This window comes from Acinetobacter ihumii, assembly GCF_900625095.1.
GTDB classification, from domain to species: domain Bacteria; phylum Pseudomonadota; class Gammaproteobacteria; order Pseudomonadales; family Moraxellaceae; genus Acinetobacter; species Acinetobacter ihumii.
The window spans coordinates 340376-355385 of sequence record NZ_LR130760.1 but is presented as its reverse complement, the minus strand read 5'-3'; the positions used below and the strand labels follow the sequence as shown (position 1 = coordinate 355385).

Here is a 15010-nt window from a genome sequence, read left to right as displayed (position 1 = left end):
TTTGATTGAAATACGATAATTTAAAATATATGTTTTATTAATAAAACAAAGTTGTATATGTAAAACATGAACTATCATTATGCTGATTTGAACACAAGTCAACTATTTTGTTTGTTTTTGAGATTTTTTAAAAAGAAAGGGGCTTGCAAGACAAAATCATCAAGCATTTAAATTAGTGATCTTTTGTTTTTATATTAAAATGGCAATCCTTTGCCTATTGTGTTAATAAATAAATTTTGAAATTTTATTTGCAGTATCAATAACTTGATTTGAAATAATATGTTTAAATGTATGTTCATCATAGGTGGTGATTGGGCAACTCACTGACAACACAGCCACCATATCTTTAGATGATTGACGATAAATAGGAGCTGCACAAGCTGCCATGTCATTATTGTAATGACCCCAACTGATCATTGAAGACTGAGTTTTGACATAATTTAAACGTAGCAGCAATTCCTTGAGATTTTTTGGTGTGAGATCAGAAAAGGTATCCCATTCATTAAATTTGCGATAACGCTGACGAATTTCAGTTTCAGGTAAATTAGATAACAACAATTGACCAATCACGGTTGCATGCGCTGGCCAGCGTGTTCCTAAATTAATGGTACTGGTAAATGGTCCGCTCGATTGAATGTTATTTACAAATACAATGTGAGTACCTTCCAAAATTGAAAGATGAACTGCGATTTTAGTTTGATCACGAAGTTCTTTCATGAGAGGGGTCGATAAATCCAGTAAAGAAAGCTTGGATAAACTGTTAAATCCAAGTTCCATCACTTTTGAATCTAGCGCATAAGTTTTTTGTGAAGCTTTACGTAAATAACCACAAGATTCCAGCGTATAAATCAGACGAAATGCACTAGAACGGTTCACATCCAAAATTTCAGCAATTTCAGAAATGGTCATTTCTTGCGCTTCCTGATTAAAAGCCTGCAAAATCGCTAAACCTCTTACAAGCCCTGGAACTAAATAACGGTCGTCGTTTCTTGTGCTTTCAACTTCTTGTACATCTTCTTCAATGACTAAGCTCATTTGATAAAAATTCCTAAAAAAAGAAAGGGGATAATATTGGTGCAAACTGCTTTATTTTGGAACTATTGTAATGATATTAAATTCATAAAACAATGTTTATATATAAAACTAATTTTTCACAATAAAACGTAATAAAATATTAATAATTTATCAAAACATTGAAAATTATAAATTTTAATTTATTGACATAAAAAGTATATGGGGATTATTCTGTGTATATGTTTTGAAAATCAAATAAAGTTTTGCATATAAAACACAATCGAGGGTTCAAACAATGAGTTGGATTTCAGTTTGCGGCATTGATGATGTCTCGGAAGATGAACCAAAAGCAGTGGAGGTCAATGATAAAAAGATTGGTGTATTTGTCATTGATGAAAATTATTTTGCAATCGAAAACGTCTGTCCACATGCCTTTGCCTTATTGACAGAAGGGTTTATTGAAGATCAGACCGTTGAATGTCCTTTGCATGAAGCTATTTTCGATATCCAGACGGGTGAACTGAAAAGTGGGCCGGGATGTCGTGATTTATGTACCTACCCCGTACGTGTGGAAGGTCAGGACATCCAGATTCAACTGTAATGGATAGAAGGAATTCACCATGAAACAATTTAACGAAAAACTGGCCAATTGGATTAATGCAACACCTGCAAAAGATGCGGGTATTAATAACATTCAGATCCCAGGTCAGGTCGAGCATCTAGTCTGGCAGACCCGTTATAAAGAACCTACCGTTTATGAGCAGGATTTTGTCCAGCATCTGATACAGGCTTTTGCAGCAGGTGTGACTGAGTTAAATGATTTGGTTAGCGCATTAAACCAGCAGGGTTTTCGTCGTGAGTCAGGTGAAGTCTGGACCATGCAGAGCTTTACTGAAGAAATGCAGCGTTTGGGTTATTAAGTTCAGGGAAGACAACTATGAATGCAATTTATCAACAAGCTCCAAGCACTGAAGAATATCTTGATTTAGGTTTACGTGATCAATGGTATCCAGTACTCGCCAGTTGGGAAGTCAATGCCAATCCTGTTGGAATTACCCGTCTAGGTGAAAATATTGTGGTGTGGCGTGATCAAGATGGTCAACTGCATGCCCTTGAAGATCGCTGTCCGCATCGTGGTGCACGTTTATCCTTAGGCTGGAATCTGGGAAATCGTGTGGCGTGCTGGTATCACGGGGTTGAAGTGGGCGGTGATGGTGTAGTGGTGGATGTACCAGCCGTGCATGAATGTCCAATGAAAGGGACGGAATGTGTTAAAAGCTACCCAATCGTTGAAAAGCACGATGCCATTTTTATCTGGTTTGGACTAGATACACATGAAGCACCTGCGGAACTCGAATTCCCTGAGCAGCTCGCCAGCGAAGACTGGAGTTCATTTTTGTGTCAGGCAGATTGGAAAGTCAATCATCAATATGCCATTGATAATGTGATGGACCCCATGCATGGCACCTATTTGCATTGTACTTCGCACTCTATGGCAGAGGGTGAGCGTACCGCAGAAATGAAACATCGCAGTACTGAGCATGGATTCATTTTTGAAAAAGAAGGTCAAACAGGCGTCAATTTTGACTGGGTGGAATATGGCAATACAGGCGCAAGCTGGCTACGTCTTTCGATTCCCTATCGTAAAGAATTTGGTCCAGGAGGTGTGTTCTGGATCGTAGGTTTTGCCACACCGATTGATGCTGATAACACCCGTGTATTTTTCTGGCGTTGTCGTAAGGTCAGTGGTTGGCAGCGAAATGTTTGGCGTTTCTTATACCGTAATCATTTAGAAAAATTACATTGGGATGTGTTGGAGCAGGATCGAATTATTCTTGAAAATCTAGCACCGAATGCACGTTCTAAAGAGTTTCTGTATCAGCATGATGTTGGTTTATCACGTTTGCGTCGTCTTATGAAAAAAGAAGCAGAGAAGCAACTGAAGAAAATTGCAGTGCTAGATACTTCCTCTTTGACTGAAACCCCATAAGGATGTTGACAATGACCACTCACACATTATTGCAAGGCAAAAAAATTATGGTGACGGGTGCAGCTCGGGGCTTGGGTCTGGGTTTTGCTCAGGCGATTGCCGAAGCGGGTGCAACTGTAGTCATGGCCGATATTCTGAACGAATTGGTTGAGCAAGAAGCACAGCAGTTACAACAACAGGGCTTGAATGTTCATGCGGTTGGACTGGATTTATCTCAACCTGAATCGATTCGATTGGCTGTTCAATTTGCCGTGGATACGCTCGGTGGTCTGGATGGTCTAGTGAACTGTGCAGCATTGGCAACTGGCGTCGGTGGTAAAGATCTTATGCAATATGATCCTGATCTTTGGGATCGTGTGATGACGGTCAATGTCAAAGGCACATGGTTGATGGTTCAGGCCTGTGCTCCTTATTTAAAACAATCTGATGCTGCAAAAATTATTAATGTCGCTTCAGATACCGCACTTTGGGGTGCACCCAAACTCATGGCGTATGTGGCCAGTAAAGGCGCAATTATTTCCATGACGCGTTCCATGGCACGTGAACTCGGTGAGTTTAACATTTGTGTGAATACAATTTCTCCAGGGCTCACTTTAGTCGAAGCAACGGAGTATGTGCCACAGGAACGTCACGACCTTTACGTCACGGGTCGAGCCATTCAGCGCCAACAACATCCACAAGATTTAAATGGTACAGCCTTGTATCTGCTGTCTGATTTGGCATCTTTTGTCACAGGTCAGAATATCCCCGTCAACGGTGGCTTTGTCTTTAATTAGGAGCAAATCAAATGATTACAGGAATCGAAATTTTAAAGTTTGGAGTTGAAGACAAAGCTAAAGCCATCAAGTTTTTATCTGACTTTGGTTTGTCAAAACATCCAAGTGATATTGAACATACTGAGCTATTTCAAACTCAAAATGGCAGCAAACTTTATCTATTTGATATTGCTGATTCACGTTTACCACCAGCGATTGAACAAGGTTCAACACTACGTGAAGTGACGTGGGGCGTGGATAATGATCAGGATTTAAAACAGTTTGCTGAAAACCTAAAAGATGTCGATGGCTTTGAACAAAGTGCCACACAAGTGCAATGTCGTGATCCTAATGGTATGACCATTGTTTTCCAGCGTTCAATTACACGAGATTTACCTGAACAGAAAACAGAAGGGATTAACCAGTATGGCAACATCCAGCGGGTTAATGCAGCCAGTCCTGTCTATGACAAAGGTGAACCTGTTGCGATTGGACATGTGGTGTTCTTCACCCCAGATTTAGCGACCACGGAAAATTTTTATAAAGAAAAATTAGGTTTCCATTTATCAGATGCCTATTTAAATCGTGGTGCATTCCTGCGTTGTCGTGGTGAAGGTTTCCATCATGATTTATTCCTGCTGTCGGTTCCCAATAAGCCTGCTGGTTTAAACCATGTCGCCTTTGTGGTGCGTGATATTCATGAGGTGATTGGGGGAGGCTTGAATATGAACCGCTCCGATTGGTCAACCTTTATTGGACCGGGTCGCCATCCAATTTCTTCTGCTTATTTCTGGTACGTGCATTCACCACTTGGCGGTGCATTTGAATATTACACCAATGACGACTATTTGACTGAAGCATGGCAGCCACGTGTTGAAGAACACAGTCTGGAGTTGTTTACCGAGTGGGCGATTGAGGGTGGTTTAGATCATGGTACTCGTCGTCAGATTAAGCCGGTTCAAGGCTAAGTGATTTAAGCGCAAGGAGATCAGGTCATGCAAAAAATCGTAGTGGTGGGTGCAGGTCAGGCGGCGGGTTGGGCCGTTAGCACTTTGCGTCAGGAAGGTTATCTTGGCGAAATTCACGTGGTGTCGAACGAGCATCAGATTTTCTATGAACGCCCACCTTTGTCGAAACAAGTGCTTTCTAAAGAAGCCAGCTATGACAGTTTGAATCTGTTTTCTCCTGAACAAATTGATGCTTTTTCGGTGCAATGGCATAAACCCGATTTGGCTACCCAGATTGACCGTGATCAAAAGCAGGTGGTTTTGCAAAGTGGCAAAATTTTACCCTATGACAAACTTTTAATTGCCACAGGCAGTCGCGCTCGCGTCCCTGTCAATACATGGAAAGACATCTCCAATGTCGTGACTTTGCGTGATGTACAAGACTGTGAACGCTTGGCTGGTTTACTGGAAAATGCTCAATCGATTGCGATTGTGGGTGGAGGCTGGATCGGACTTGAAATTGCAGCAACAGCACGTAAACAAGGGAAGGCTGTTCATGTTTTTGAATATGCCGATCGCTTATGTGGACGTAGCGTCAGCCCTGAAGTTTCGGCTTTTTTAAAAGACATCCATGAGCAACAAGGCACCCAGATCCATCTGAATAGTACAAATTTACACCTGATTGAAAGTTCTGATCAGACCGTACAAGTGCTAAATCATCCCGAAGCGGCGCAGACTTTTGATTGTGTGGTGGTGGGGGCAGGTGCCGAAATTGCCAAAGAATTGGGTGTTGAGGCTGGTCTGGATGTTAAAGATGGCATTGTGGTCAATTGTTATGGTCAAACCTCTGATGCAGACATTTATGCCGCAGGCGATGTCGCCATTCATCCTACTTTGGGCTATTGCATCCAGTCTTGGGCAAATGCACAAAATCAAGCCATTGCAGCGGCAAAATCCATGTTGGGTGTTGCCACCGAATACGCCGATATTCCATGGCTATGGTCAGATCAATATCAATTTAATATTCAGATTTTAGGGACCTATCAACCTCAGTTGAATCCAACATTGATCGTTCGACAGAGCAGTCCAACACAGATCAGCTATTTATATCTGGATGAACACCATCGTCTGCTGAACATGATCGCAGTCAATGACTCCAAACTGGTCAAACTTGCCAAACGCTGGATTCAAAATGGCACTGCCTTGAATCCAGAACAATTAACTGATCCTGAATTTAATGTCATGAAGCTGAAACCATAAATACGCTTTAAGACCTCTAGCCAGAACAATCATTTTAGATCTCTCGCCAGATCGAAGGAACGCTTGCATGTTAAATGATGTAGATGAGAAAAAAGGATTCAAACACTGGATACCCGCTTTTGTCCTGATGGCATGTGTGGTATTGGCCTTCTTCGACAAGATCAGTATTGCAGTCTTGTTTTCAGACCCACATTTTCAGGATGCAATGGGCATTGCACAGGATAAAGCCAAGTTGGGCTGGTTAATGACCAGTTTCCTATTGGCCTATGGGTTTTCATCCATATTCCTGAGTTTTCTGGGGGATATTTTTAATCCCAAGAAAATGTTGTTTTGGAGCGTTGCTTCGTGGGGCGTGCTGATGTTGATCATGGGCTTTACCACAAGTTATAGCGGCATGCTTTTCCTGCGTGTGTTGTTAGGAGTTGCAGAAGGTCCTCTGTTCGCATTGGCCTATGCGATTGTCAAACAAACCTATACCGATCGTCAGCAGGCACGTGCCTCTACCATGTTTTTACTGGGTACACCCATTGGTGCTTTTTTAGGTTTTCCAATTACGGCGGCTGTTCTCGCCAAACATGACTGGCATACCACGTTCTTTGTCATGGCGTCCCTGACGCTGGTGGTATTGATATTTGTCGTACTTGGATTGCGTAACCTACAACTGCGTAAAACCATTGAAATTGAAGACTCAAGCAAGCGTGTCAATTTTAAAGGTCATCTTCGTAATACCAAGGTATTGCTCAAAAACAACGCTTTTTGGTTGATGTGTATTTTCAATATTGCCTTGATGACTTATCTATGGGGCTTAAACAGTTGGGTTCCATCTTATCTGATTCAAGATAAAGGCTTCAATTTAAAAGAATTTGGTTTTTATTCAAGCCTGCCATTTATTGCCATGTTGATTGGTGAAGTCGTGGGTGCTGTGTTTTCGGACAAGATTGGTAAACGTGCAATTCAGGTATTCAGTGGTTTATTAATCGCAGGTATTTCCTTATATGCCATGGTCTTAATGACTAATCCTCTGCTGATTATTGCAGCCATGTCGGTTAGTTCAATGGCTTGGGGCTTTGGTGTCGCAGCGATCTTTGCCTTGTTGGCACGAGTGACAACTGCCGATGTAGGTGCGACAGCAGGCGGTATTTTCAACGGTTTAGCAAACTTTGGTAGTGCTTTAGCACCCGTGCTGATCGGCATGATTGTCATGCAAACCGGTAGTTTTAATTTGGGAATCACATTCTTGGCGATGGTGGCGATTGTGGGTTCCTTTTTCCTTACACCATTACTCAAACGTTACTAATTACAGTTTTCATTTTAATCAGGAGTAAGACATGAGCACTCAACAATTTGAATCATGGAAACAACCCGAAGGTGCGAGCTTGGAAGAATGGTTAAACACGCGTATCGCACGTTTTGAAACTCGCAAATATGACTTTAATGCCTTGAAATTTCAGGCAGATTACGACCCGAAATATCGCCGTGCCCAAATGCGTTATATGGGGACAGGCGCGACCGGCATCGCGAGTGATAACAACACTGTTCCTGCTGAAAACTTTACCTTTTCGACCATGGTTTTGCCAGCACAGTGCGAAGGTCCACTGCATATTCACCATGATGTTGAAGAAGTATTTTTTATGTTGCGCGGTGAAATTGATTTGTTCATCGAACATAACGGCGAAAAATTCAGTACCCGTTTAAAAGAACGTGATTTGATCTCAATTCCACCGGGTATTTATCGTGGTTTGTTTAATCCGGGGCAGGAAGATGCCTTGATGTGTGTGATGTTAGGTACAGGTAAACCAACCATTCCAAACTATCCACCTGAGCACCCATTGTCTCAAATTAAACGTAACTAAAGCGATTGGATGAACAACATTGCCAGAAAGAGGCTCGTACTCTCAAGGCAAGTTTTAAGGAAAATGATGATGACACTTGTTGAACACTTACAACAATTTCCCGTCAAGTCTGTCGAGATTGATGGGCAAAAGCAAAGCTATCGTGAAGCAGGTACGGGAGATCATTACCTCGTATTGCTCCATGGCATTAGCTCTGGGGCGGGTTCTTGGGTCAAGCAATTACAAGATTTAAGTCATCATTTTCATATTATTGCATGGGATGCACCGGGTTATGGTTCATCTGATGCTTTAACCACAGAGCAGCCGAATGCTGAAGATTATGCACAGCGTTTAGCAGGCTTATTTGAACAGTTAGCGATTAAAAAAGCGATCGTGGTTGGACATTCACTCGGTGCGTTACAGGCGAGTGCCTTTGCCCGACGTTATCCAGAGTATGTCGAAACACTGATTCTGGCCAATGTGGCTCAGGGTTATCAGCGTTATCCCGTTGAGCAACAAGCCGAAGTTTATAACAAAAGACCAAAAATGCTGAAAGAACTGGGAAATCAGGGGTTGGCGCAAAGCCGTGGCCCACATTTAACCTATTTGAAACAACCCCAAACCCTTGAGTTGATTGAACAAGTCATGCAAAACCTGAATCTTGCAGGATTTACTCAAGCCTCTTATTTGTTGGCGCATGACGAAATTCGAAACTATTTAACAGATTTGGCGGTGCCATGCGTGATGGTTTCAGGATTAAACGACAGTATTACACCGCCGCAAGCGATTGCAGCTTTGGCGCAGGAAATCCAGTGCCAGAATTATATTGAAATTGGTGAAGCAGGGCATTTGAGCTATGTCGATCAACCAAATTTATTTAACGACATTATCGTGTCTTTACAGCAGCATTGAAACGAGAGAGAACATATGAGCTTCCAAGTAGAAGGAAAAGTAGCGGTCGTCACAGGTGGCTCTTCTGGCATCGGATTGGCTGCGGTTGAGATTTTAGTCGCCGAAGGCGCAAAAGTGGCGTGGTGCGGACGAGATGAACAACGTCTTGCACAATCAAAACTTTATATTTTAGAAAAATATCCACATGCGCATATTTTTACGCAGGTGTGTAATGTGCTGGATAAAACAGATGTCAAAAGCTTTGCTCAAACCGTGAAACAGCATTTGGGTAATGTCGATATGTTGATTAATAACGCGGGTCAAGGACGGGTATCTAGCTTTGAAAATACTCAAGACGAAGACTGGATGAAGGAAATCGAACTGAAATATTTCAGTGTACTACATCCTATTCGTGCTTTTTTGGATGACTTAAAAAGCTCAGATATTGGTTCAGTCACCAATGTCAATTCGTTATTGGCTTTACAGCCTGAACCACACATGATTGCGACTTCATCTGCGCGGGCAGCCTTGCTGAATCTAACCCATTCATTGGCGCATGAATTTATTCAATATAAGGTCCGTGTTAATTCAATTTTGTTAGGCATGGTTGAATCTGCGCAGTGGAAACGCCGTTATGAAACTCGTTCAGATCCAAACCAGTCATGGCAAGACTGGACTGCAAATATTGCAAAAAAACGGGGCATCCCAATGGCGCGTTTAGGCAAACCTGAAGAACCTGCACGTGCACTGGTGTTTTTAGCCTCACCGCTGGCTTCTTATACCACAGGTTCGACCATTGATGTCTCTGGTGGTTTTAACAAACATTTATAAGGTGAATGCAATGAAACAATTGATGATGATTGGTTTTGGCGCAATGGCCTCAGAAGTGTATGCACATTTGCCACATGATCTGGAGTTGAAATGGATTGTTGTACCTGAACGTAGTGTGGAAAACGTCAAGCAAAAAGTTGATCGCAATATTCAGGTCATCTCCGATGTCAGTCAGTGCGATGGTACCCCTGATTATGTGATTGAAGTCGCAGGTCAAGCCGCAGTCAAAGAACATGCCAAAAAAGTACTGGAAAATGGCTGGACGATTGGTCTGATTTCGGTTGGAACCTTGGCGGATAGCAAATTTTTTACTGAACTCCAGCAAACAGCCGAACAAAACGGCGCACATTTACACCTCTTGGCGGGTGCGATTGCAGGCATTGATGGTATTGCGGCAGCCAAAGAAGGTGGTCTGGAAAAAGTTACCTATAAAGGCTGTAAAAGTCCTAATAGTTGGCGCGGCAGTTATGCCGAGCAATTAATTGATCTGGATCAGGTAAAAAAAGCCACCGTGTTTTACCGTGGAACAGCGCGCGAAGCGGCACTGAATTTTCCTGCCAATGCCAATGTGGCCGCAACTATTGCGCTGGCCGGCGTAGGAATGGACAACACCTTAGTAGAGCTAACGGTTGATCCTGACATGACCCAGAACAAACATACCATTGTCGCGGAAGGTCGTTTCGGGCAAATGACCATTGAAATGGTGGGTGTTCCACTGGCCTCTAACCCTAAGACCTCAACATTGGCTGCACTCAGCGTGATTCGTGCTTGTCGTAACAGTGTTGAAGCCATTCAGATTTAACAAGGATAACATCATGGTTAAAGAACTATATATTGCTGGTGAATGGCGTTTGGGTCGCGGCGCAGTGATTCAAAGTACCTTTCCCGCAGACAATTCGGTGAATGCTGAAATTTCAACAGCAAGTTCCGAGGATATTGAAGAAGCGATTGTCAAAGCAGATCAGGCATGGCGTGCGCCTGAGTGGCGTAACCGTATGCCGCATGAACGCGCTAAAATTTTATATAAAGTCGCAGATATTATTGAAGCGCGGGTGGATGAACTGTCCCAATTACAAACCCGTGATAATGGTAAGCCTTTAGCGGAAACCCGTGGTTTGGTGTTAAGTGCGGCGGCGACTGCACGTTATGTTGCAGCCGCTTGTGAAACCTTAAATGATGAATTAACCACACAACGTGCGCCAGATTTTATGACCATGAGCGTGCATGAACCTGTTGGTGTCGTAGCCGCAATTACGCCGTGGAATTCACCGATTGCCAGTGAAGTGCAAAAGTTGGCACCTGCTTTGGCGGGTGGAAATGCGGTCATTTTAAAACCTGCTGAAGCCACATCACTGATTGCCCTTGAGCTTGCAAAGATTTTTGAAGAAGCAGGTTTGCCGAAAGGTTTACTCAGTGTCTTGGTAGGGAAAGGTTCAGTGGTAGGCGATGCGATTGTGAAACATCCTTTGGTTCGTAAAATCTCCTTTACTGGTGGAACCACGACAGGTCGTCATTTAGCCCATATTGCTGCGGATAAACTGATTACCACTTCGCTGGAGTTGGGTGGAAAATCACCGACCATTGTACTGCCCGATGCGGATGTTGAGCTTGCTGCAAAAGGGATTGCCTACGGTATTTTTAGTTCTGCGGGTCAAGCCTGTATTGCAGGTTCTCGTTTATTTATTCATCACAGTATTTATGATCAGTTTTTAACACGTTTGGTTGAAATTACCAAAGGCTTACGTGTTGGACATCCTGAACAAAAAGATGTGCATATGGGGTCATTGATCAATCAGGCACATTTAGACTCTGTAGACCGCTATGTACAACTCGCCAAACAAGAGGGTGGTGAAATTTTGACAGGGGGTGAGGCACTGACCATAGGTGAATTTGCCAAAGGTAGTTTTTACTTACCCACCATCATTACAGGATTAAAAAATCAGGCAAAAGTCTGTCAGGAAGAAATTTTTGGCCCTGTACTGGTGGTCATGAAATATGACAATGAACAGGATTTAATCCAACAAGCCAATGACAGTTGTTTTGGTTTGGCGGCAGGCATCTGGACTGAAAGTTATCGTAAAGCATGGCGGATTTCACGTGCGCTTGAAGTCGGTACAGTGTGGATTAATACCTACAAGAAATTTTCAATTTCAGCACCATTTGGTGGCTTTAAAGACAGTGGTATTGGTCGTGAAAAAGGTCGTCAGGGCATTTTGTCTTATATGCAACAAAAAAGCATTTATATGGGTCTAAACGAGCAACCGAACCCATGGTGTGACTGATGGCTTGAACCCGTAATGATTTAAACGATTTAACCATTTCAATGGATATTTAACCGAATTTAGAGGAAGATTTTCATGACTGAACGTGTCAATGTCGGTGAAGCGATTGCTCGCTTATTAGAACAACATGAGGTCAGCAGCATTTATGGCGTGATCTCAATCCATAACTTGCCAATTGCCGATGCAATTGGTCGTCGTGAAAAAATTCGCTTTGTGGCAGCACGTGGTGAAGCAGGTGCGGTCACCATGGCAGATGCTCATGCGCGTTTCAAAGGTTTGGGTGTTGCTCTGACCAGTACGGGTGCAGGCGCAGGGAATGCTGTGGGTTCACTCATCGAAGCCATGAATGCCAGTAGTCCTGTATTACATTTAACAGGTCAGGTAGAACGTGAATATCTGGATCGTGATGCCAGCTTTATTCATGAAACCAAAGATCAACTGACTTTTTTACGTGCGTCGAGCAAAGCGGCTTTTCGTATTACCAGTCCAGACAACGCAATTGGCGTGATTCGTGAGGCGATTCGTGTGGCTACGACTGTTCCAATGGGGCCAGTCAGTGTTGAGTTGCCGATTGATGTACAGGCAGCGGAAATTGATTTACCGCTAGATTTGAGTCCAGTCAAAGCCATGCAAATACCGGCAGTGGACGACACTCAGGTTCAGTTGTTGGTTGATCAAATTAAACAAGCCAAGCGTCCTGTGTTCTGGATTGGTGGTGGTGCCTTAAATAGCGTCGATGAAATTAAGGCGATTGCTGATTTGGGCATTCCTGTGGTGTCTTCTACCCATGGTCGCGGTATTTTGGCGGATGCACATCCACGTAGCTTAGGCGCATTTCATAACTCAGCAAAAGTCGAAGAACTGTTAAAAAATGCAGATCTTTTGGTGGTAGTCGGTTCGCGTCTACGCAGTAATGAGACCAAAACCTACTCGGTGCAGTTCCCCGAAAATATCATTCAGATTGATGCCAATCCTGTTGCGCAGCAACGTAATTACAAAGTACGTCATTTTATCTGTGCAGATGCCAAAGATATTTTAGCGCGCAGTTTGACGCAGCTTAGTGGTATTTCCAAGGTCGATGCTGCTTACGATCAAGCGGTAATTGAAGCTAAAAATGCGGCGATCGATGCACTGCGTCAACAGCTTGATCAATACGCACTCATTTGCGATCACTTACGTGCGGCGTTACCTGAAGATGGAATTTTTGTTCGTGACATTACTATGTCAGGCAGTACATGGGGTAGCCGTTTATTCCCTGTACAGGCACCCAATCGCAATATTCACTCATTGGCAGGGGCAATCGGTTTAGGTTTGGCACATGCGATTGGATCAAGTATTGCCAATCCAGATAAAAAAGTAGTGGGTCTGGTGGGTGATGGCGGTTTAATGCTTGGTATTGGCGAAATTGCAACCATGGCGCAGGAAAATACTGACATGGTACTCATGATCATGAATGACGGTGGTTATGGCGTGATGCGTGGTATCCAAAATAACTACTTTGGTGGTCGCCAATATTTTAATGAACTGCATACCCCAGATTATCAAAAACTAGGGGAATCGATGGGCGTTAAAAGCTGGAAAGTTGGCAGTGCAGATGAATTTAAGATTGCGATTCAAGAGGCGATTGGGTTTAACGGCCCTGCGGTGATTGAGTTGGATATGCATGCGATTGGCCCATTAAACTTTGCAGGTCCTCCACAGAAAAAACTCTATTAAGTTTAAGGGATCTTGAATTTCAAAACCTTATAGCAGCTTTATTGTGATCTTGCGTTACTTAGGTGCTCAGGCATCTAAGTAAACAACTAAAAATGGTGATGAATAATATGCCATGAGCGAAGGATTGCTCTCGCTTCAAATGGGGTCACCAATTTTTTTTAGGTAAAATTTAAAATAAACAAAGTTTTATATATAAAACATGGGTTGCTTTTTTTTTACGGTTAACTCATGACGAAATATTGGGAAGTGGTTATGAAAAAGAGTATCGTTTCATCAATAAGTGTTTCAATTTTCTGCTTAGGCGTCTCAACGGGTTCTTGGGCAGAGGGGTCTCCACTTGAGTGGAAAAATGCGGATGGTACAGCTTCATTTAAAGTGGGTGGGGTGATTCGCGTACAGGATCGTTATGAAAGCTGGCCTGAAAGTACTAATCGAGGCATGGGAAAGTTAGACTTTGATGTGTTAAGACTTGACTTAAAAGGAACCTATGACAATTTTTATTTAAACTCGAGTTTCTTATTGCAAGATCAGGAGTTTACTTCAATTGAAAAAGCCTATGTCGGTTATAAACTGAATCAAAATAATAGTCTTGAGGCCGGTTTTGTATATAAACCCTTTGCGATTTATCCTTATCCACAAAATGGCTGGACCTATCATTTGCCGTTCTTTTTAGGCTATGGCAATAATATCGCACCGGGTTTGAACTGGAATTATGATGATAAAAACTGGGATATTAAGCTAGGTTATTATCCAACTATGCTTGAAACCAACATGCGTTATTCGCCTGAAAGTGGCACCTATGATGACCTGAAAAATACCTTTCCAAATCAGGTGGCGTACCAAAATGAAAAACAAAATCAGGTCAATGCCCGCGTGGTTAAAAAGTTTGATACAGCACTCGGTAAGCAGGAAATTGGATTATCAGGTGCGATTTCGCAACTCCATAATAAAGTCACGGATGATGATGGCAAATATTATGCTTTAGGTGTACACGCCAATAGTAATCTTGATCGCTGGAATATTCAGGGTTCAGTGATCCATTATCAATATGATGCTAAAAATCCAGAAGGTGTGGATGATCGTCTGACTTTAATGGGAACTAACGGTTTAACCCCTTCTTATTTTATTGCCTCAGAAGGCACTGTATCCAGTCTGAATGTGTCATATACCTTACCGATCAAGGATATGTGGAAGCTTAAAGCGATTAAATTTTATAACGACTTTAGCTATCTGGATAAAACCCATACCGATTGGTCAGCTTCACAGATGAATACCACAGGCATGATGTTTATTGCTTCGCCATTTATGGTCTGGGCAGATTATACATGGGGTAAAAATGCCAATATTATCGGCGGTTCGACCAATAGTACGGGTTATACCACAGCCACTTCCTTAAACAGCGATAAATGGCTGTATCGCGTCAATTTAAATTTTGGCTTTAGTTTTTAAAGAATTTTTTCTCAATATTTTTCAGTTTATGACCATAAAATCA

The 15010-nt window shown here is 42.6% G+C and carries 15 protein-coding genes; 14 read left to right on the top strand and 1 reads right to left on the bottom strand.

Annotation, left to right across the window (positions count from 1 at the left end):
- Positions 1-222 precede the first annotated feature (222 nt).
- Positions 223-1035, bottom strand: a complete 813-nt coding sequence (locus E0D95_RS01585) for an IclR family transcriptional regulator (protein ID WP_130802234.1) — start codon at positions 1033-1035, stop codon at positions 223-225.
- Between the two features lie 274 nt (positions 1036-1309).
- On the opposite strand from E0D95_RS01585, the gene E0D95_RS01580 reads away from it, so the two are divergent.
- The 14 genes from E0D95_RS01580 (at position 1310) to E0D95_RS01515 (ending at position 14967) form a co-directional block, all read left to right on the top strand.
- Positions 1310-1615 carry a non-heme iron oxygenase ferredoxin subunit gene (locus tag E0D95_RS01580; protein ID WP_130802233.1) on the top strand — a complete coding sequence of 102 codons (306 nt, stop codon included), beginning with the start codon at positions 1310-1312 and terminating at the stop codon, positions 1613-1615.
- A 19-nt stretch (positions 1616-1634) separates the two neighbouring features.
- Positions 1635-1934, top strand: a complete 300-nt coding sequence (locus E0D95_RS01575) for a recombinase-like helix-turn-helix domain-containing protein (RefSeq protein WP_130802232.1) — start codon at positions 1635-1637, stop codon at positions 1932-1934.
- A gap of 17 nt (positions 1935-1951) precedes the next feature.
- Complete coding sequence (locus tag E0D95_RS01570; RefSeq protein WP_130802231.1) at positions 1952-3004, top strand: aromatic ring-hydroxylating oxygenase subunit alpha; 1053 nt, start codon at positions 1952-1954, stop codon at positions 3002-3004.
- A gap of 11 nt (positions 3005-3015) precedes the next feature.
- Complete coding sequence (locus E0D95_RS01565; protein WP_130802230.1) at positions 3016-3780, top strand: SDR family oxidoreductase; 765 nt, start codon at positions 3016-3018, stop codon at positions 3778-3780.
- An 11-nt stretch (positions 3781-3791) separates the two neighbouring features.
- On the top strand, positions 3792-4727 hold the full coding sequence (locus E0D95_RS01560) for a VOC family protein (RefSeq protein WP_130802229.1): 936 nt from the start codon (positions 3792-3794) through the stop codon (positions 4725-4727).
- Positions 4728-4754: 27 nt separating this feature from the next.
- Positions 4755-5966 (top strand): NAD(P)/FAD-dependent oxidoreductase, encoded by a 1212-nt coding sequence (locus E0D95_RS01555; protein WP_130802228.1) that lies wholly within the window; start codon positions 4755-4757, stop codon positions 5964-5966.
- 67 nt (positions 5967-6033) lie between these two features.
- Entirely contained in the window at positions 6034-7263 is a 1230-nt protein-coding gene (locus E0D95_RS01550) for an MFS transporter (protein WP_130802227.1), read from the top strand.
- A gap of 31 nt (positions 7264-7294) precedes the next feature.
- Positions 7295-7819, top strand: coding sequence for a cupin domain-containing protein (locus E0D95_RS01545; RefSeq protein WP_130802226.1), 525 nt, complete (start codon positions 7295-7297; stop codon positions 7817-7819).
- Between the two features lie 66 nt (positions 7820-7885).
- Complete coding sequence (locus E0D95_RS01540) at positions 7886-8710, top strand: alpha/beta fold hydrolase (protein ID WP_130802225.1); 825 nt, start codon at positions 7886-7888, stop codon at positions 8708-8710.
- Positions 8711-8725: 15 nt separating this feature from the next.
- Positions 8726-9520 carry an SDR family oxidoreductase gene (locus E0D95_RS01535; RefSeq protein ID WP_130802224.1) on the top strand — a complete coding sequence of 265 codons (795 nt, stop codon included), beginning with the start codon at positions 8726-8728 and terminating at the stop codon, positions 9518-9520.
- Positions 9521-9530: 10 nt separating this feature from the next.
- Positions 9531-10322 (top strand): aspartate dehydrogenase, encoded by a 792-nt coding sequence (locus E0D95_RS01530; protein WP_130802223.1) that lies wholly within the window; start codon positions 9531-9533, stop codon positions 10320-10322.
- A gap of 13 nt (positions 10323-10335) precedes the next feature.
- Positions 10336-11802 (top strand): aldehyde dehydrogenase, encoded by a 1467-nt coding sequence (locus E0D95_RS01525; RefSeq protein ID WP_130802222.1) that lies wholly within the window; start codon positions 10336-10338, stop codon positions 11800-11802.
- 75 nt (positions 11803-11877) lie between these two features.
- The gene (locus E0D95_RS01520; RefSeq protein WP_130802221.1) at positions 11878-13518 is read left to right on the top strand and encodes a thiamine pyrophosphate-binding protein; all 1641 of its coding nucleotides are present in this window, start codon (positions 11878-11880) and stop codon (positions 13516-13518) included.
- Positions 13519-13770: 252 nt separating this feature from the next.
- Positions 13771-14967 carry a hypothetical protein gene (locus E0D95_RS01515; protein ID WP_130802220.1) on the top strand — a complete coding sequence of 399 codons (1197 nt, stop codon included), beginning with the start codon at positions 13771-13773 and terminating at the stop codon, positions 14965-14967.
- Positions 14968-15010 lie beyond the last annotated feature (43 nt).